Below are 19,704 nucleotides of genomic sequence, written 5' to 3' on the forward strand. Positions count from 1 at the left end.
ATCCTCCCAGGTGCAGGCCGATTCAGTTGTGGGTACGCCGCCACGCTCCCATGCCGAGAACGATCAATCGCACCTGGTGCTCGGTTCGACGAAGGAGCTCGCGTTCGTTCTCGCTGCCCGGTCGGTCGATCTCCAACAGTCCGACGGTGGCGGTCAGCATCGTGGACACGATGAGATCTGCGGCCATTTCGAGATCTACGATGTCCCAGGCTTCCAAGCCCGGCATGCGCGAAAGATCAATGGTCAACTCGCTGACGAACATGCGGAGTTCCGTGGCGAATGCCCTGCGTACCTCGGTCACACCGCCGTAGCGCTCACGCGCCAGGAATCGAAAGTGATCCTCGTGCGAGCGAACCTGCCGAACGAGGATCCGTAAGGATTCTGTTGCGGTCTTGGTCGACGGGTCTTTCCTGGCGTCGCGCAGCATCTGCCGCAACATGCGCATCGAGTCCTCGACAAGTGCGACGCCCAGGTCCTCCATCGAGGAGAAGTGCCGGTAGAAAGCCGTGGGGACGATGCCCGCGGACCGGGTGACCTCACGGAGGCTGACGCTGGCGAACGAGCGGTCTCGGAGGAGGTCCAACGTGCCGTCCATAAGTGCTTGACGCGTGCGTTCCTTGCGTTCCGCTCGCGTCCCCGGTTCCGTCACGTACACCAGTTTATGGCCGTCCATCGGACGAGCACCTCCCGCCTGACCTCGATCACAGAGTGACTGTGATGTGTATCACTACAGATGTAAACATGTCGCAGCAGTCACATTTTCGTTGACATGCCTGGGTGTCGGTCTGACACACTGATTCTAGTGCACAGCCGTACACTGAAATTGTTCGTTCTTTTCGACCACGATCGGGAGGCGATATGACACTCCAACAGAAGCTCCGGCAGCCCAGCAAGCGCGGACGATTCTCGCTGTTGTCACTGTTCGAGGCCATGGCGACACCGCACGCGCTGGACCGCTACCTCGAACTCGTCGATCCCATGACCACGGTGCGCGATCTGCGTGGCGAGGTCACCGCCGTGCACTACTCGACCGCGGACACCGTCACGTTGACGCTTCGTCCGACTCAGCAGTGGAACGGATTCGAAGCCGGGCAGTTCGTTCAAGTCGGCGTTGTGATCGACGGCGTTCGCCATACCCGGTGTTACTCGCCCGCATGCTCGCAGTACCGAGACGACGGCCGTATCGAGCTGACGATCAAGGCCCATCCCGAGGGCCTCGTCTCCCAATACCTGCATCGCAATGCTCGCGTCGGCCTCGTGGTCAGCCTGTCTCAGGCGAGCGGCACGTTTTACCTGCCCACACCTCGGCCCGAGCGCGTGCTGTTGATCAGCGGCGGCAGCGGCATCACCCCGGTCCTGTCGATGCTGCGGTCTCTGCTGGACGAGGGGTACAGCGGCGACCTGACCTTCCTGCACTACGCCTACTCGGAAAAAGATGTGTCCTACCGCCGCGAGCTCGAGAAGATCGCTGAAGGCAAGGACAACGTCCGCGTGGTCATCGCTTACACCGATCAGGAAGACGGCGACGCGAAAACCGGAGATCTGCACGGATTCTTCGGAACCGAGCACCTCGACGCAGTCGCGCCGTGGCACCGGGATGCGCACACATACCTGTGTGGTCCGCCCGGTTTGATGCGCGGCGTCAAGAACGTCTACGCCGAATTAGGGCTGACCGAAAGCCTTCACCTGGAGGAGTTCGCACCGCCCACGGCGACCGTAACCGACGATGCCGATGGCGATGTCACGTTCACCGGTAGCGATGTAGTTGCCACGAACTCCGGTCGCACACTGCTGGAGCAGGCCGAAGATGCTGGATTGACTCCGGCGTTCGGGTGCCGCATGGGCATTTGTTTCACCTGCACGTCGGTGAAGACCTCGGGGTGCACCAAGAATGTCCAGACGGGCGAGACCGACAGTGAACCCGACAAGAAGATTCAACTCTGTGTCTCGGTTCCGGTCGGTGATGTTGCCATCGAAATCTGAGCCTGGATAGTCAGCCGGTCGAAAAATTGGCCGTCAGAAATAGATTTCACCGACCTGAGCCGAAAGTTGTTACCTCAGAATCCGAAACGGAGACTCTCGAATGTTCGGAATACCACTACCGTCACTGTCCTTTCTGCCCTTCATCGGCGCAACCCACGGCTCCGACGAACTGCAGACACCGACCGTCATGTCCTACGAGCAGGTCCAGGAACTCGGACGCGAACTGGACGAGCTTCGCGCTCGAACTGTCGCGAAGCTGGGCGACGAGGACCGCGAGTACATCTACAACATCGTCAAGACTCAGCGCACGTTCGAAGTTGCGGGCCGGGCCCTGATGTACCTGCCGTTTCTGCCGCCTGCATGGATGGCCGGAGTCGGAGCGCTCGCAATCTCCAAGATTCTCGACAACATGGAGATCGGGCACAACGTCATGCACGGTCAGTACGACTGGATGCGTGAGCCTGGCTTCAATTCTCAGGTGTTCGAATGGGATACGGTCTGCCCCGCCGACCAGTGGAAGCACTCGCACAACTACATGCACCACACCTTCACCAACATCGTCGGCAAGGACCGCGACATCGGATACGGAATCCTGCGGATGGACGAGGGTCAGAAGTGGAACCCTTACTACCTCGGTAACCCCGTCTACGCCTTCCTGTTGATGGCGTTCTTCGAGTGGGGCGTCATGCTGCACGACCTCGAAGCCGAGAACATCGTCCAGGGCAAGCGCAAATGGCACGATGTCAAGCCGCTGCTGCAGGGAATGTGGCGCAAGGCGGGCCGTCAGGTGCTCAAGGATTACGTCGTCTTCCCGGCCCTGACCGGTCCGTTCTTCGTCACCACGTTGATCGGAAACATCGGCGCGAACCTTATCCGCAATGTGTGGACCTACTCGATCATCTTCTGTGGTCACTTCCCGACAGGGGTGCAGACCTTCACCGAGGACGAGACCGCCGACGAGTCGCGGGGCGAGTGGTACGTCCGCCAGATGCTCGGATCGGCGAACATCGAGGGATCGCCGCTGTTCCACATCATGTCGGGAAACCTGTCGCACCAGATCGAGCATCACCTGTTCCCCGATCTGCCTGCCCACCGATACCCGGAGTTGGCACCCGAGGTCAAGGCTCTGTGCGACAAATACGAACTGCCGTACAACTCCGGCGGATTCTTCAAACAGATCGGTTCGGTCTGGGGGAAGATATTCAAGCTCGCGCTGCCGAATTCTTTGACGGGCTCCGAGCCGACCGTCGGTGTTATCGTCGAGCGTAAGAAGGTTGCTGCGTAGATGGTAGGCACCGCTGTCGGCGGAGCGTCCGGGGCTAGAAACCGAATCAGGGGTGACTGTGGTGGTAGGAAAGTTCGAGCGGAACAAGGACACGGTGCAGGAACTCACTGAGTCGGCCGCCAATCATGTCGGTAAGATTGCCGTCATCATTGCTGGAGCGGTCCGCGATGTCACCCGCGAGATCGGTGACTGGGTTTCGGACGGTATCGAGATGCGCGAGGCTGCGAAAAAGGCCCAGAACGATGCGCCGCTCGGCCAGGTAATCAATGGTGAGTTCGAGAACCGCTGACTCGCTCGATATTTTCACGACCAAGGGGTCGTACGTCTATACAGACGTACGACCCCTTTGGTTTTTGTAGCACCGACAGGGGTTCGGATCTACTCCAAACAATCTCAGAGAATGTTTTCTCGGCTATTTTCGTACCGCCGGAACGTGACTCAAGTTACCGTTACTCGAAGAAGCACACAGACGGCTGGAAGGCGGCTCGACATGCGATTGAACACCACGCTCGCGAATCCCATCGGCAAAGTTCTCGGTGGAGAGCGCCGCGCGCCCGCTGGACTGGCCCCCAACGAGGTCGATATCAAACTCACCGCCGCCCTCGAATCTCAGTGTGTTCGAGTCGCAGCGACCAGCTTCGCTGTCGGAAGGCTTCCGCTGGCAAGCGAACTCGACGGTGCTCGCCTTGCGGCCGAGAAATTGGTGCACGCCGCGGTGTCTCTTCGTGACGCTCAACGTGCAGTCCACGGTGCAGTCGGCGCTGTGCTCGAGCGCGGTTGCTCGGGCGACGAGGGTGCAGGTGAGGGAATTGCAGTTGTCGATCGCGCCGTCTTCATGATGCGTGTTCTCGAAGTGATCGGGAATGTGGTCTCCTCGGCATACATCGACTACTGCCGTCGCGATTCCGGAAGGACGCGCGAACGAACCGCTCACATTGTCGACATGGTGGTCTCGGGGGACCCCAAGGCTCGGGTCGTGGCCGAACGCAATGGCGTCGAACTCGCTGTCGAGTACGACGTGGTAGTCGTGCAGTTCGTCGGTATCGCCGAGGGATCGGACCCGATCGGTTCGAGGACGTTCGACGACGACATCGTCTCCGCTGCGGTAGGTGCACTCACGTCCAGAGACGTCGGAGGTGAACTGCTGCTGGCATTGTCTGCTCACGGAGGAACTATTCTGGTTCCGTCCTCGGATGCACATGCTGTCGAAACTTGCTTGACCGCACTGAGATCGAACCTCGGCGTCGATATTTTTGCAGCGACGTCAAGGGCGCACTTGGGTGAGATGGACGGTGTGCTCGCGCACTGTCGTGAACTTGTAGAGCTGGCGCGATGCCTCGGGATGGAGGCGCGGTTGTATCGCACGGGAGATCTCGCGTTGGAGTACCAATTGTCTCGGCCGGGCCCTGGTCAGTCTCGACTGCGATCGGTCATCGCACCCCTCGACGGTTATCCCGAGTTGGTGCATACGCTGCGAACCTTCATTGCGAGCGAAGCGAACCGTCGGGCAAGTGCGAAGTCCCTGTACGTGCACCCGAACACCGTCGACTATCGACTCAAGCGAATCGAGCAACTGACCGGTGTCGACCCGTTGAGCTCGGCCGGGCTGATGTCGCTCCACGCAGCCCTCGTGGTCGATTCACTTGCCCGTGCACATGGATCAGAGTTGGGGACGAGCGCTATCGCAGAGGCGTCCTGACACGCCATTTCGAGGTCCCTTCAAGCGACCGGGTACACTCGTCCACCGTGCTCGGACGCGGCGGAATGCATCGTTCGAGCCACGCCTCCGTAGCTCAGGGGATAGAGCAAGGGCCTTCTAATCCCTTGGTCGCAGGTTCGAATCCTGCCGGGGGCACCAGGTTGGCATCGGCGTTCGATCTCAACGAGCGGTGTCACAGGTTCAACGGCACATCTTCGCGAGGAGGCCACCGATGCGGGATGTTCTCGACCAACTGGTGACAATCTGGCGACGCGGTGAGACCGCCGGGCTGGGAACCGTCATCAGTACCTTTCGCTCCGCTCCTCGGCCTGCCGGGGCATCCATGGTCGTGGCACCGGACGGTTCCGTCAGCGGTTCGGTCTCGGGAGGCTGTGTCGAGGGCGCGGTGTACGAGGCTGCGAGAACCGCCTGCGCGACTCGGACGCCGGTGCTCGAGCATTACGGCGTCAGCGATGGCGAAGCCTTCGAGGTTGGTTTGACGTGCGGTGGAATGCTCGACGTGTTCGTCGAGCCGATCTCGCGAACTACCTTTCCCGAGCTGGAGGCAGTGGCCGAGTCGATCTACTCGGAAGTGCCCGTCGCGGTAGCGACCGTTGTCCGTCACCCGGATCGGTCCAGGATCGGTAGGCACATCGTGCTCGGCGAGACGAACTCGGCCGGTTCGTTCGGATCGCCGCGAAGCGATGCTGCGGTCGTCGACGATGCCCGCGGTCTGCTCGCAACAGGTCGAACTGCCGTTCTCACCTACGGTCCCGATGGAGAGCGCCTGGGCGACGGCATGGACGTCTTCGTCGCCAGTCATGCGCCCAGGCCGCGAATGCTGGTGTTCGGTGCGATCGATTTCGCATCCGCAGTGGCAGAGCAGGGCGTGTTTCTCGGCTACCGGGTAACTGTGTGCGATGCGCGGCCGGTGTTCGCAACCGCTGCACGGTTTCCCTCGGCGGCAGATGTCGTCGTCGACTGGCCGCATCGATATCTCACGGCGCAACTCGATGCTGGAGCGCTCGACGAACGCACCGTGGTGTGCGTACTCACTCACGATCCAAAATTCGACGTACCGCTACTCGTTGTTGCGTTGCGCCGCAATGAGTTTGCTTTCGTCGGCGCGATGGGCTCACGGCGAACCCACGAAGAACGAATCGATCGACTGAAGGATGCTGGTCTGACGGACGACGAGTTGGGCAGGTTGTCGAGTCCCATCGGCCTCGACCTCGGGGCGCGGACGCCCCAGGAAACCGCGGTCTCCATCGCTGCCCAGATCGTCGCGAGGCGTTGGGGTGGTTCCGGTGAACCGCTGGCCGATCGTCAGGGCCGGATTCATCACGATTCCTCGGTGGGAGACACCAGATGATCTACGACGATGTGTAGGACATCGGGGCGCTGAGTAACGGCGCCGCACGCGCACCTCCTACTCTGGATGGCATGGCAGCATCCGAAGTCGATACCACCGAACCGGCACCGAGTAAACCGGCACCGAGTACGTCCACGACGTCGGTGTTCGTCACTGCGGGCATCATCGCGGCGATCGTGGCCGCCCTCGTCATCAGTTTGTCGGCCTCGGACGCCCTTGTTCTTCTCGGAATTCCCGATCCCGGGTTTGCGACAACCTACGGACTCCCCGCCGTCCGCGGAGCCGGTGAAATCGCCGCGTCGATCGCAATCGGCTCGTTTCTCCTCGCAGCGTTTCTGGTCCCGCCACAGAAGAGCGGCGTGCTCGACGTCGGTGGATATCGCGCAGTGCGGACCGGATCAGCCGCTGCAATCGTCTGGGCCGCCTGCGCACTGGTTCTGGTTCCGTTGACGCTGTCGGACACCTCGGGTCAGCCGTTCACCGTCGCTATCGAGCCGAACAACCTGTGGACCGCACTCGATCAGGTGGACATCGCAAGTGCGTGGCGGTGGACTGCGATCCTTGCCGTCGTTCTGGCGGTGGCATCGAGGGCTGTACTGAGGTGGTCGTGGACTCCTTTGCTGCTCGTTTTCGCAGTCGGAACCTTGATGCCGATTGCACTGAGTGGCCACTCGTCCTCTGGCGGCGCCCATGACGTTGCGACCAACAGCCTGATCCTGCATCTGATCGGTGCAACGGTATGGGCAGGGGGCCTGTTCGCAGTGCTGGCCCATGCCCGCCGCCGCGGCGATCACACGGACGTCGCAACCCGCCGATTCTCGACGATTGCGTCGGTGTGCTTCGTCGTCATGGCCGCATCAGGAGTGATCAATGCACTCGTGAGAGTGTCCGTATCGGATCTGTTCAGCACGCTGTACGGCCGCCTGATACTCGGCAAGATCGCGTGCCTCGTCGTGCTCGGTGTCTTCGGCTGGATCCAGCGACGTCGGTCGTTGCCCGCGCTTGCGGCAGATCCGCACTCTCGTGGCGCGCTGGTTCGGTTCGCAGGCGGGGAAGTCCTCGTGCTCGCTGCGACGATCGGCCTGGCCGTCGGACTCGGCCGGACGCCGCCGCCTGCCGACGTCGATCCAAACCTTTCGCTATCGGAAGCTGCACTCGGGTACAACCTCGATGGGCCACCGAGCTTGGAAAGGCTTGCGTTCGATTGGCGATTCGACCTGATTTTCGGGACGGCGTCCATCGTCCTCGCAGCGATGTATCTGCTCGGTGTCCGACGACTGCGCAAGCGCGGCGACGCGTGGCCGATAGGGCGAACCGTCGCATTCATGCTCGGTTGCGCGACCATGCTGATCGCCACGTCCTCGGGTGTCGGAAAGTATTCGCCCGCAACGTTCAGCGTGCACATGGGCGCCCATATGGCTCTGTCCATGCTCGTTCCCGTACTTCTCGCGCTCGGTGGTGCGCTGACACTTGCACTGCGCGCATTGCCTGCAGCAGGCAAGGGCGGCGTACCAGGGCCTCGCGAATGGCTGCTTCTGGCACTGCACAGCCGGGTGTCGAAGTTTTTGACGCAACCCGTTGTGGCCGCAGTTCTGTTCGTCGGTGGGTTCTACGTGCTGTACCTGGGCGGCATCTTCGGCGCAGTTCTGGACAATCACTCGGCCCACTTGCTGATGAACGCTCACTTCATTCTCAGCGGCTACCTGTTCTACTGGGTGGTCATCGGGGTCGATCCGTCGCCGCGTCATATCGAGCCCCTCACAAAACTTGCCATGGTGTTCGGTTCGTTGCCTTTCCATGCTTTTTTCGGTGTTGCACTGATGAGCATGAACACGGTGATGGGTGGCTGGTATTACCGGACGCTCGGCCTCGATTGGAACGCCGACCTGCTCGGAGACCAGAGGCTCGGTGGCGGTATTGCATGGGCCACCGGGGAAATTCCACTGGTGCTCGTCATGCTTTCGTTGTTGATTCAGTGGTCGCGTAGTGACGATCGCAACGCGAAGCGCTCCGATCGTGCTGCCGACCGAGATCACGACGCCGATCTGGCTGCGCACAATGCGATGTTCGCGGAGTTGTCCAGGCGCGACAGGCAAGCCGGGAGCTAGCTTCGGCCGGCCAGCAATTTCTCGATGGTGGAGGCGATGCGTCGCTGCCTGGTCTCGGCTGCCTTGGCGCCCTCGATGGGGATTACCAGCCGCCGCTGAGGGGCACCATGAATCGACCGCCCATGGATGCCACCGTGCTTCGGTAGCAGTACCCGTTGACGGTGACGGTGACCGCGGGCCGCTTACCGGAGCCCAGTTCGGTTATCACCGAAGCCGGTACCTCGATGCCCGTTGCGGTCTTGCCGCCGAGCTCGACCGTCGAGGTGAACCTCATGCGGTCATTGAGGTGGCGTACCGGCGCATTGTCACCAGGTGCCGGTGATCTTCTGAAGAATGCGCTGCAACTCGTCCCGTTCAACGGAGTCGAGCGCGTCGAAGAGTTCGACCGCCACCCTGCTTCGCGCGTCATCGATGGCGTGCAGTTGCGTCTTGCCCGCCTCGGTCAGCGACACCAGCACGGCTCGACGGTCCGCTGGGTCGTCGGCCCGCACGACGAACCCAGCCGCTTCGAGCGAGTCGACCACGTCGGTTGCCGAACGGGCGACGATGCGGAGGCGTTCGGCGAGAGCGCGCAGCCTCATCGGCTCGCCCTCGCGGGCGAGCACGTGCAGTGCACGACTCTGCGAAGGGTTGAGACCGAACGGTTCGAGTGCGTTCATGTGCGTGTGACGAATTGTCCGCGCGACGGCCATGAAGGAATCGGCCAGATTCGGGTTGTCTCCCGTGTGCATGGGATGAAGCATACCGGGGTTGTCTACAAGCTCTTAATGAGGTAACCTCTGCAATATGTCAGCCGTCAATTCAGGAGGTCTACTTGGAAAGTCAACAGGTCTACTTGGAAAGTCGACAACGAACCCATACGGAAATATCCGTTTCTGATCCGGCTCCAGTCGGTCGCGTTCTCTCCTTGTTTCACCCTTATCGGGCCCGCATCTCGGTCGTCACCGCGATCATCGTCTTCAGTGCCATCGTGGCGCTCGCATCGCCACTCCTTCTTCGCGAACTGCTCGATCACGCCATCCCTGATCGCGACGTCACCCTCGTCTCGCTGATCGCCGTGGGGATGATCGCAGTCGCCGTCGTCACCAACACCCTCGGCGTCGTGCAGACCTGGATGTCCAACAGCGTGGGGCAGAAGCTCATGCACGATCTGCGCGTGGCCGTGTACGGCCATCTGCAGAAGCAATCGCTCGGATTCTTCGCCCGCACACGGACTGGCGAAGTTCAGTCTCGCATCGCCAACGACATCGGCGGCATGCAGTCCGTCGTCACCAACACCGCAACGTCCATCGCGCAGAACGCTACGACCGTTGTTGCCACCGTCGTCGCCCTCTTCCTGCTCGACTGGCGGCTGGCCCTGTTCTCGTTGATAATCCTGCCGGTGTTCGTGCGGATCGCCCGCCGAATCGGCAACGAGCGCCGCAAGATCAGCACACGACGGCAGAAGTTGCTGAGCGAACTCTCGGTTCAGATCGAGGAATCGTTGTCCGTCAGCGGAATTCTGCTCGGCAAAACAACGGGATCTGCCGGGGTACTCACCGATCAGTTCTCGCGACGGTCGGACGAGGTCGCCGACGTCGAATTGAAAGCAATGATGGCAGGAAAGTGGCGAATGGCGAGTATGCAGATCAGCTTCGCGATCATGCCCGCGCTCGTCTACTGGTTCGCCGGCATCACGATCGGTAACGGAAGTGCCCTCACCGTCGGTACGTTGGTGGCATTCACAACGCTGCAAACTCAACTGTTCCGGCCAACGATGCAGCTCCTCAACACCGGCGTCGAGGTGCAGAGTTCTCTTGCCCTGTTCGGTCGCGTCTTCGAATATCTCGACTTGCCGATCGACATCGCCGAACCGACCCATCCGAGAGCGCTCGACCGCAACGACGTTCGGGGCGACATGGTGTTCGAGCACGTTGGATTCACCTATGTGGACGCATCCACTCCGACGCTGTCGGACATCGATATCGATGTACCCGCAGGCACAACCCTCGCCCTCGTCGGATCCACGGGATCCGGCAAGACCACCCTCGGGTATCTCGCGGCCCGGTTGCACGACCCCAGCAGTGGGCGAATCACCATCGACGGCACCGATCTTCGCGATCTCTCGACCGCCACGGTCGCCGACCTCGTCGGTGTGGTGTCGCAGGAGACCTACCTGTTCCACACGACGATTCGTGAAAACCTGCGGTTCGCGAAACCGGACGCGACCGACGAGGAGATCGAGCGTGCTGCACGGATCGCGCAGATCCACGACTTCATCGCCGGACTGGACGACGGCTACGACACGGTGGTCGGCGAGCGCGGTTACCGATTCTCCGGCGGCGAGAAACAACGCCTTGCAATCGCCCGCACAGTCATGCGCAACCCGCCGATCCTCGTTCTCGACGAGGCGACGAGCGCACTCGACAACAGCACCGAGCGCGCACTTCAGACCGCACTCGACGAATTGATGAAGGGTCGCACGACAATCCTCATCGCTCACCGACTCTCGACTGTTCGAAGTGCCGATCGAATTGCCGTGATCGATCATGGACGTGTGCTGGAATCCGGGACTCACGAGGCCTTGATGGACACCGGCGGCCGATACGCCGAACTGGTGCGAGCATCCGACGAAGCCGCAGCACCACACGATCGCGTCGCTGCGTAGCCTTCGGTACGAACCGGAACCGAAGGGGACAGAAGATTCTCACCATCGAGGCACAGGTCGAGGCCGAGATCGAGATCAAGAAATCCAAATTTCTCGCCACGATCGCGCGGGCGAGTTCCGAGGACGAGGCCCGTGCGATCGTCGCTGCTGCACGGTCGGCGAATCCTGCGGCGCGACATCACTGTTCGGCATTCGTCATCGGCGACCGTCTGCGTATCGAACGATCCAGCGACGACGGTGAACCGAGCGGGACCGCAGGCGCCCCGATGCTCGAGGTGCTCAGAGGGCACGATCTGACAAACGTTGCCGCCGTCGTCACGCGTTATTTCGGGGGAACGAAACTGGGGACCGGTGGTTTGGCCAGGGCCTATGCAGGTGCAGTGTCCGAGGCCCTTCTTGCTGCACGGTTGATGCGCCGAGAAGAACGCGAACTGATCGGCGTCGAACTCGACCATGCCGAGGTGGGTCGCATCGAATCGGAATTGCGCGGACGAGGTATCGACGTCATATCCATCGACTATGCAGAGCTGGCCCTGTTGACCGTTGCGGCCCGCAATGCCGACGAGGTGGACGGGGTGCTGGCGAGCTTGACCTCCGGCACCGCTCGCCCTGAACGCATCGGTACGTTTTTCCGCGAGGTGCCGCGGTAGCTCCTACCACGAACCACCGACCGAACGACGGTCGTTCATGCCCGCCACCGGCCGGTGATCCACAGGTAGGGCACTCATCCACAGATGTCGATCGACGCCGTTTTTCACCTCGTAATCGCGCAACACTCGTGGATGAACGGGCCGGGAACCACTCGACCCGACACGACGGCGGGGGAGCGAAAATGTACGAGGCACAATGTGCAGTGGTGGGCACCGTGATCACCAACCCAGTGAAGCGAGTGACCAGCTCGGGGGAAGAGGTGTTGAGCTTCCGGATGGCGAGCAACGCACGTCGTCAGGACCGCGCAACCGGCGAGTGGACCGACGGTGGCACGCTCTTCCTGACTGTCACCTGTTGGCGACGTCTGGTGAAGGGAGTCGGAGGCTCTCTGATGAAAGGTGATGCTGTTCTCGCCTACGGGCAACTCCGCACGAACGAGTACACGACACGCGAAGGCGTCGAACGGTCCGGCCTGGAGATGACAGCCACTGCAGTCGGTCCGGATCTGGCGCGGTGCATCGTCAAAGTCGAACGATCCAGGACGATCTCGTCCTTGTCGCCCACCGATGGCCTCGGCGAGGGAGAAGCCGCGGAGGAGGCCGACATCCGGGGTGACTCCGAAGTCGGTTCGGGCGAGGACACCGCAGCGATCGAGCGGGAAGTCGTCGGCGCAGGCGCGTAGAGCAAGAGTTCTGCCGACCTCATAATCGCTCGTCACAGCCGGACCCGAGAAGCACCGTTTCGGGTCCGGCTGTCACGAGTCCCCAGCCTTCCTCGTTCTCGACACCCTGTCTCGATGGTGTCGGAGGAGGCTCGGACCGATAAGCTGGCCGGCATGGCGGAATTCATTTACACCATGAAGAAGGTGCGCAAGGCGCACGGCGACAAGGTCATCCTCGACGACGTCACGATGAGCTTCTATCCAGGAGCCAAGATCGGTGTCGTCGGCCCCAACGGCGCCGGCAAGTCCAGCATTCTGAAGATCATGGCCGGGATCGACCAGCCAGGAAACGGTGAAGCGTTTCTCGCCCCCGGGGCATCGGTCGGCATCCTCATGCAGGAACCGGTTCTCGACGACACGAAGACTGTCCGCGAGAACGTCGAAGACGGCCTCGGTGAGACGATGGTCCAGCTCAAGCGCTACAACGAGATTGCCGAGCTCATGGCAACGGACTACTCGGACGAACTCATGGAAGAGATGGGCGAGCTTCAGGAGAAGCTCGACCACGCCGACGCCTGGGAGATCGATTCCCAGCTCGAGCAGGCAATGGACGCGCTGCGTTGCCCGCCGCCCGAGTCGGGCGTCACCAACCTCTCCGGTGGTGAAAAACGCCGTGTCGCGCTGTGCAAGCTGCTGCTGAGCAAGCCCGACCTACTACTCCTCGACGAGCCCACGAACCACCTCGACGCCGAATCGGTGCTGTGGCTCGAGCAGCACCTTTCCGCGTATTCCGGTGCGATTCTCGCCGTGACACACGACCGGTACTTCCTCGATCACGTCGCGCAGTGGATCGCCGAAGTCGACCGTGGACACCTGTACCCCTACGAGGGCAACTACTCGACCTACCTGGAGAAGAAGGCCGAACGCCTCGAAGTCTCGGGCAAGAAGGACCAAAAGCTGCAGAAGCGTCTCAAGGACGAACTGGCCTGGGTTCGTTCCGGTGCGAAGGCTCGGCAGGCGAAGAGCAAGTCTCGTCTGGCGCGCTACGACGAGATGGTTGCCGAGTCCGAGAAGACCAGGAAGTTGGACTTCGACGAGATCCAGATCCCCAACCCGCCGCGTCTCGGCGATGTCGTGGTCGAGGTCAAGAGCTTGGACAAGGGTTACGACGGCCGGGTGCTCATCAAGGACCTGTCGTTCACGTTGCCGCGCAATGGCATCGTCGGCGTCATCGGGCCCAACGGTGTCGGTAAGACGACGCTGTTCAAGACCATCGTCGGACTCGAAGAGCCGGACGGCGGCGAGGTCAAGGTCGGTCAGACGGTCAAGCTGAGCTACGTCGACCAGAACCGTTCCGGAATCGATTCGAAGAAGACTGTCTGGGAGACGGTGTCCGACGGGCTCGACTTCATTCAGGTCGGTAGCTCCGAGTTCCCGTCGCGCGCCTACATCAGCTCGTTCGGATTCAAGGGTCACGATCAGCAGAAGCCCGCGGGCGTGCTGTCCGGTGGTGAGCGGAACCGTCTGAACCTGGCGATGACGCTGAAGCAGGGCGGAAACCTGATTCTGCTCGACGAGCCGACCAACGACCTCGACGTCGAAACTCTCGGATCGCTCGAGAACGCACTCGAAGAATTTCCCGGTTGCGCAGTGGTCATTTCGCACGACCGGTGGTTCCTCGACCGCACGTGTACCCACATCCTGGCGTGGGAAGGTGGCTTCGGCGACAACGAAGCAGCCTGGTACTGGTACGAGGGCAACTTCGAGGGCTACGAGGCCAACAAGGTCGAGCGACTCGGACCGGACGCTGCCCGTCCGCACCGTGTCACTCACCGCAAGCTGACGAGGGACTGACTCTTGGCCACGAGGAAGTTCGAGTACAGCCTTCAGGTTCGCTGGAGCGACTCGGATCGACTCGGGCACGTCAACAACACCCGGTTCGTCGAATATTTGCAGGAAGCGCGCGCTCACTTCATCACCGAGTGCCTGTTGGCGGCAGAGGGAACGCGGGGAGCGACTGTCGTCCGAAAGCTGACGGTCGACTTCCTGCGTCCGATATTCGACGAGTCCGGCCCGCTTCTGATCGGGGTGTCGATTTCTCGGATCGGTCGCACGTCGTTCGGCGTTCTGCACGTCGTCAGAGATGTAAACGGTGCGGTGTGCGCTGAGGCGGAAGCCGTCATGGTCACGTTCGACTTGGATTCCCAATCGTCTCGCCGCGTGACGGACCGTGAAAGAGCCGTGTTGGCCGAGTACATGGACGCGCCTCACACTCGGCCGGAAACCGAGTAACCCACACCCCCATCCGGCGGGCTGATCCCCGATAGGCTCGTCTGGGCGAGAGCGGCTGTACGGCCGCAGAAGACGATCCTCACAAGGGAGTGGTTCAACACATGCCGAACTCGGCGGGCACGACGGATCTTCACCACAACGATCCGGACAGGTGGACGAGCGAACTGCCGGGGGAGTTGGTCAGGCGGCTCCCTGAGGTCAAAGCCGCGTATTTCGCGCACGTCGATCTCGACGACCTCGCCGCGACCGTAGCCGATCCTGAGCATTCGATGTTCCGGCAGCACTTGCAGTTGGCTGCCCGGCGGTCCGCGGGTCACGCCAACGTCCGGCTCCATCTGCCGGACGAGGCGTCGGGAAGCGGGCTTGCCCTGCAGATTGTCACAGACGACATGCCGCTGCTGGTGGAGTCCGTTGTATCGCAACTGTCGAGGCTCGGCGTCGACGTCACCGAGATCGTCCATCCCATCCTGGCGGTGTCTCGCGATGTCGACGGAACTTTGACAAGTGTCGGAACGGGCGAGGCGACGACTCGCGAGTCCTGGATGCATCTGCAGTTGAATCCTGCGGTGGCGCCCGCCATCCTCGACGGCCTCGGCAATGCGATAGCCGGGGTGCTGAACGACGTGCGCGAGGTCGTCGCGGATACAACTGCGATGCGCGCAGTTCAAAACGATGTTGCTCGGACACTTGAATCTGCGGCCGATGGTCGAGAGGACGGTTCTGCATCCGAGCTCCGCGACGCGGCCAAACTTCTCGGCTGGCTCGCCGACGGTCACTACACACTGCTCGGGTATCGCCGCTATGACGTCACGGTCCATTCCGACGGTTCGATGCGTGCGGTGTCCGACGACACCAGCGGGCTCGGCGTGCTGCGCCACGAACTTCCGCTCGGGCATGACTCCTGGGCACTGGACAACCGAACCGAACTGGTCAACCTCACACAGGGTTCGTCGCCTGCCACCGTGCACCGCGCCGTGTACCCGTACTTCGTCACGCTGTTCGACTCCTCGGCGCCGGAATTGGGCGAGCACCGCTTCGTCGGCGTCTTCACTGTGACTGCACTGCACGAGAACGTGCTGGACATTCCGGTGATCGAAGGCCGTGTCCGTTCGGCCATCGACCGCGCGGGATACGACGCCGGTTCGTTCTCGGGGCAGGCGATGCTTGAAGTACTACAGTCGATGCCGCGCTCGGAGCTGTTCGCGACCGGTGCGGATTCCCTGTTCGACACCGCGACTGCCGTGCTGGCCATAGGCCGCAGACGCAAGGTCAAGGTGTTCCTGCGCAAGGATTCGGGCAGCGCCTTCGTCTCCGCGTTGGTCTACCTACCGCGTGATCGATACACCACGCGTGTTCGTCTGGCAGTTCAGGATTGTCTGATGCGTGAACTCGGCGGTTCCGGCATCGACTACACCGCGCGTGTCACCGAGTCCGACCTTGCGCTTCTGCACGTCACGGTCCGGAGAGACCGAGATGTCTCGACGGGAGGGGTCGACCTCTCGCAGAGCAATATCGCACGAATCGAAGCGCTGCTCACCGAGACGATCAGAACCTGGGAAGATTCACTCGGAGACTCGGTCTCGCGCAGCGACGTCGACTCCGTGGTGGCGTCCCGCTACGCCGAAGCCCTTCCCGAGGCCTACAAGCAGGACTTCGGCCCGGATCGTGCAGTGTCCGACATCGCGCGGTTCGAGGCGTTGGCCGACGGCGCGATCGATATGCAGCTCTACCGGAACGCAGACTCGGAAGTCGGAAGTTGGCGCTTCAGTCTGTACATCGGAGGTCGGGGAGTATCGCTCAGTCAGGTACTACCCGTGCTTCAGAGCCTCGGCGTCGAGGTGGACGACGAGCGACCGTACCAGGTTGTCCGGCCGGACGGAATGCAGTGCTGGATCTATGATTTCGGAGTTTCCGCCTCCCGCGAAATGCTCATGGGGTCGATCGAAGGTGATCTGGATTCGGAACTGCAGGGAGCAGGTGCGGCAGATCGCGAGTCGCGGGTGCAATTGCGATTCACCGACGCGTTCACCGCCGTATGGGAAGGCAGATCCGAAGCGGACCGGTTCAACGAACTTGTCATGCGCGCCGGCGTCGGCTGGCGGCAGGCGCAGATTCTGCGCGCCTACGCCAAGTATCTGCGCCAGGCAAACTTTCTATACAGTCAGTTCAACATCGAGGGTGTGTTGCTGGCCCACCCGCGTACCGCGCGCCTTCTCATCTCGCTGTTCGAGTCGCAATTCGACCCCGATGGTGCCGCCGACTCGCGATCCGAAGAACTCGGTGACGAGCTCAGGACGCTTATCGACAAGGTCGTCAGCCTCGACGCCGACCGAATTTTGCGCGCGATCTTCGAGCTGATCACGGCAACGCTGCGCACCAACTTCTACGTGGTGGACGGCACGGGGTCGCCACGGGAGTTCTTGTCGCTCAAGCTCGATCCCCAGTCGATCGCAGAGCTGCCCAAGCCGAGACCGAAATTCGAGATCTTCGTCTACTCGCCTCGGGTCGAAGGCGTGCATCTACGGTTCGGTTCGGTTGCGCGCGGCGGACTGCGTTGGTCCGATCGCCGCGAGGACTTCCGCACCGAGATTCTGGGCCTCGCCAAGGCCCAGATGGTGAAGAACGCAGTGATCGTGCCGGTGGGCGCAAAAGGTGGGTTCGTCGTGAAGCGGCCACCTGCTGTAACCGGGGACGCCGCCGTCGATCGCACAGCGACTGCGCAGGAGGGCCAGGCCTGCTACCGGTTGTTCATCGCGGGCTTGCTCGACGTAACCGATAACCTCGACCGCACCACGGGATCGGTGCTGCCACCCGAGCGCGTGGTTCGCCGTGACGGCGACGACACCTACCTCGTCGTCGCCGCTGACAAAGGAACGGCGACGTTCTCCGACCTCGCCAACGCAGTTGCCGGCGAGTACGGCTTCTGGCTCGGTGACGCGTTTGCATCGGGTGGTTCGGCGGGGTACGACCACAAGGCGATGGGCATCACCGCCAAAGGCGCGTGGGAAAGTGTCAAACGGCACTTCCGGGAAATCGGAATCGATACGCAGACAGAAGATTTCACGGCCGTCGGGATCGGCGACATGAGCGGCGACGTCTTCGGAAATGGGATGCTGCTGAGCAGGCACATCGGTCTGCTCGCCGCATTCGATCATCGGCACATATTTCTCGACCCCACCCCCGAGCGTGCTGCCGCCTTCGCGGAACGTGAGCGACTGTTCGCGCTGTCCCGGTCGTCCTGGGCCGAGTACGACACCTCGTTGATTTCGGAAGGCGGTGGCGTGTGGGAGCGCACCGTGAAGTCGATCCCGATCAGCTCGGCGGCCAGGAAGGCGCTCGGCCTGGGCGACGACGTCACGACCCTCTCGCCCCCCGAATTGGTACGAGCCATCCTGACAGCACCAGCAGATCTACTGTGGAACGGCGGTATCGGTACCTACATCAAGGCGTCGACCGAGACGAACGCGCAGGTGGGCGACAAATCGAACGACGCGGTTCGGGTGAACGGCAGCGATATCCGTGCCACCGTCGTTGGCGAGGGCGGCAATCTCGGTGCCACTGCACTCGGTCGAATCGAATACGACCGCGAAGGCGGCCGGATCAACACCGATGCCATCGACAATTCCGCAGGCGTCGACTGCTCCGACCACGAAGTCAACATCAAGATTCTCCTGGAATCGGCGATCACCGGCGGATCACTCGAGCGAAGTGACCGCGACGAATTGCTCGCGTCGATGACCGACGAGGTCGGCCGACTCGTACTGTGGGACAACATCATGCAGAACGAGCTGTTGGGGACGTCGAGATCGGATGCACCTGCCCTGCTCACCGTGCACCGACGGGTGATCGAGGATCTGGAAGCCCGACGTGGCCTCGACCGAGAACTCGAAGTGTTGCCGTCGGAGACCGAGATTCGCAGGCGAAAGCAGGACGGGCGTGGGCTGAGCTCTCCCGAACTGGCGACGCTGATGGCCCACGTGAAGCTGACGCTGGAGAACGAGCTTCTATCGAGTGAATTGCCTGACAGCGACGTATTCGCGTCCAGATTGCCCAAGTATTTCCCAGCTCCGTTGCGTGAGCCGTTCGCCGTCGAGATCACCTCGCACCCGCTGCGCCGGCAACTCGTCGCGACGATGCTGACCAACGAGACCGTCGACCGAGGCGGAATTACGTTCGTCTATCGGCTCGCCGAAGATTCAGGTGCTACCGGGACCGATGCCGTGCGTGCGTTCGCCGCGGCGTCGACGATCTTCGGACTCGAAAACCTGTGGCAGGAGATTCGATCGGCAGCAATCCCGACCGCGTCCTCGGACGAATTGCTGCTCGAGTCCAGGCGCGTCCTCGATCGCGTTGCCCGATGGTTGCTGACCAACAGGCCCCAGCCACTCGCTGTCGGTGCAGAAATCAGCAGGTACGGAGGCAAGGTCGCGGCACTCAGTGGACTTGTTGCCGGCCTGATCGAGGGCCACCAGGCGAGCGACCTCCACGCTCGCGTCGATGCTGCGGTGGAGCGAGGTGCGCCGAAAGCGTTGGCGGCCAAGGTGTACGGGATGCTCGACGTCTTCTGTCTCCTCGACATCATCGATGTGGCCGACATCGCTGATCACGACCCAGAGGAAGTCGCGGAGCTGTACTTCGCGCTCGACGCCCACATCGGTGTCGACTGGTTGTTGACGTCGGTGTCGGGTCTCGCACGGGGTGACCGGTGGCATTCGTTGGCACGCTTGGCGCTCCGCGACGACCTGTACTCCTCGCTCCGTTCCATCACGCGGGAAGTTCTTCTCGGCGGTGAGCCGCACGAGAGTGCCGCGGAGAAGATCGCGGAATGGGAGGCGACCAACTCCTCCCGGTTGGCACGCGCTCGTACGGCTTTGGCAGAGATCGCCGATTCCGGCACGCTCGATCTCGCTACGCTCTCGGTCGCGGCCCGTCAGGTTCGCAGCATGGTTCCCTGACCGCGCGCTGTCCATCTCGCCGAAACAACCGACACGAAAGAGGACATCTTC

Annotated in this window: 16 protein-coding genes and 1 tRNA gene; 13 read left to right on the plus strand and 4 right to left on the minus strand. The window is 62.0% G+C overall.

The annotated features are described in order from the left end of the window. Positions 1–22: 22 nt before the first annotated feature. Positions 23–673, minus strand: coding sequence for a TetR family transcriptional regulator (locus tag QMK17_RS14020; protein WP_283509882.1), 651 nt, complete (start codon positions 671–673; stop codon positions 23–25). A 185-nt stretch (positions 674–858) separates the two neighbouring features. On the opposite strand from QMK17_RS14020, the gene QMK17_RS14025 reads away from it, so the two are divergent. The 7 genes from QMK17_RS14025 to QMK17_RS14055 all read left to right on the plus strand — a co-directional run bounded on the left by QMK17_RS14025 (position 859) and on the right by QMK17_RS14055 (position 8,447). Further along, positions 859–1,983 carry a ferredoxin reductase gene (locus QMK17_RS14025; protein WP_283509883.1) on the plus strand — a complete coding sequence of 375 codons (1,125 nt, stop codon included), beginning with the start codon at positions 859–861 and terminating at the stop codon, positions 1,981–1,983. Between the two features lie 100 nt (positions 1,984–2,083). Further along, the gene (locus QMK17_RS14030) at positions 2,084–3,268 is read left to right on the plus strand and encodes a fatty acid desaturase family protein (RefSeq protein ID WP_283509884.1); all 1,185 of its coding nucleotides are present in this window, start codon (positions 2,084–2,086) and stop codon (positions 3,266–3,268) included. Between the two features lie 61 nt (positions 3,269–3,329). Beyond that, positions 3,330–3,557 (plus strand): hypothetical protein, encoded by a 228-nt coding sequence (locus QMK17_RS14035; RefSeq protein WP_283510006.1) that lies wholly within the window; start codon positions 3,330–3,332, stop codon positions 3,555–3,557. 201 nt (positions 3,558–3,758) lie between these two features. After that, positions 3,759–4,967, plus strand: a complete 1,209-nt coding sequence (locus QMK17_RS14040; protein ID WP_283509885.1) for a PucR family transcriptional regulator — start codon at positions 3,759–3,761, stop codon at positions 4,965–4,967. An 83-nt stretch (positions 4,968–5,050) separates the two neighbouring features. Then, a tRNA-Arg gene (locus QMK17_RS14045) sits at positions 5,051–5,126 on the plus strand. A 73-nt stretch (positions 5,127–5,199) separates the two neighbouring features. After that, entirely contained in the window at positions 5,200–6,339 is a 1,140-nt protein-coding gene (locus QMK17_RS14050) for an XdhC family protein (protein WP_283509886.1), read from the plus strand. A gap of 71 nt (positions 6,340–6,410) precedes the next feature. Next, on the plus strand, positions 6,411–8,447 hold the full coding sequence (locus tag QMK17_RS14055; protein ID WP_283509887.1) for a cytochrome c oxidase assembly protein: 2,037 nt from the start codon (positions 6,411–6,413) through the stop codon (positions 8,445–8,447). On the opposite strand, the gene QMK17_RS26485 is transcribed toward QMK17_RS14055, so the two are convergent. From QMK17_RS26485 to QMK17_RS14065, 3 genes are read right to left on the minus strand one after another with little or no spacing between them, the layout of a single operon-like run. Beyond that, complete coding sequence (locus tag QMK17_RS26485) at positions 8,444–8,596, minus strand: YdeI/OmpD-associated family protein (RefSeq protein ID WP_442972765.1); 153 nt, start codon at positions 8,594–8,596, stop codon at positions 8,444–8,446. The two genes, QMK17_RS14055 and QMK17_RS26485, sit on opposite strands and share 4 nt — an antisense overlap. Continuing rightward, on the minus strand, positions 8,530–8,721 hold the full coding sequence (locus tag QMK17_RS14060; protein ID WP_283509888.1) for a DUF1905 domain-containing protein: 192 nt from the start codon (positions 8,719–8,721) through the stop codon (positions 8,530–8,532). Before QMK17_RS14060 ends, QMK17_RS26485 begins: the two co-directional genes overlap by 67 nt. 31 nt (positions 8,722–8,752) lie before the next feature. After that, complete coding sequence (locus tag QMK17_RS14065; protein ID WP_283509889.1) at positions 8,753–9,178, minus strand: MarR family winged helix-turn-helix transcriptional regulator; 426 nt, start codon at positions 9,176–9,178, stop codon at positions 8,753–8,755. A 176-nt stretch (positions 9,179–9,354) separates the two neighbouring features. Between QMK17_RS14065 and QMK17_RS14070 the strand changes: the two genes are divergently transcribed. The 6 genes from QMK17_RS14070 (at position 9,355) to QMK17_RS14095 (ending at position 19,653) form a co-directional block, all read left to right on the plus strand. Further along, complete coding sequence (locus tag QMK17_RS14070) at positions 9,355–11,094, plus strand: ABC transporter ATP-binding protein (RefSeq protein WP_442972761.1); 1,740 nt, start codon at positions 9,355–9,357, stop codon at positions 11,092–11,094. A gap of 35 nt (positions 11,095–11,129) precedes the next feature. Continuing rightward, positions 11,130–11,744 carry a YigZ family protein gene (locus QMK17_RS14075; protein WP_283510008.1) on the plus strand — a complete coding sequence of 205 codons (615 nt, stop codon included), beginning with the start codon at positions 11,130–11,132 and terminating at the stop codon, positions 11,742–11,744. A gap of 182 nt (positions 11,745–11,926) precedes the next feature. Further along, positions 11,927–12,427, plus strand: coding sequence for a single-stranded DNA-binding protein (gene ssb / locus QMK17_RS14080; protein WP_283509890.1), 501 nt, complete (start codon positions 11,927–11,929; stop codon positions 12,425–12,427). A gap of 153 nt (positions 12,428–12,580) precedes the next feature. After that, on the plus strand, positions 12,581–14,260 hold the full coding sequence (gene ettA, locus QMK17_RS14085) for an energy-dependent translational throttle protein EttA (protein ID WP_283509891.1): 1,680 nt from the start codon (positions 12,581–12,583) through the stop codon (positions 14,258–14,260). 3 nt (positions 14,261–14,263) lie between these two features. After that, positions 14,264–14,698: an acyl-CoA thioesterase gene (locus QMK17_RS14090; protein ID WP_283509892.1), complete on the plus strand. Its 435-nt coding sequence runs from the start codon at positions 14,264–14,266 to the stop codon at positions 14,696–14,698. Between the two features lie 101 nt (positions 14,699–14,799). Then, on the plus strand, positions 14,800–19,653 hold the full coding sequence (locus QMK17_RS14095; protein WP_283509893.1) for an NAD-glutamate dehydrogenase: 4,854 nt from the start codon (positions 14,800–14,802) through the stop codon (positions 19,651–19,653). Positions 19,654–19,704 lie beyond the last annotated feature (51 nt).

Origin of the sequence: Rhodococcus sp. G-MC3 (assembly GCF_030063335.1) — a bacterium.
In the GTDB taxonomy this organism is placed as follows: domain Bacteria; phylum Actinomycetota; class Actinomycetes; order Mycobacteriales; family Mycobacteriaceae; genus Rhodococcoides.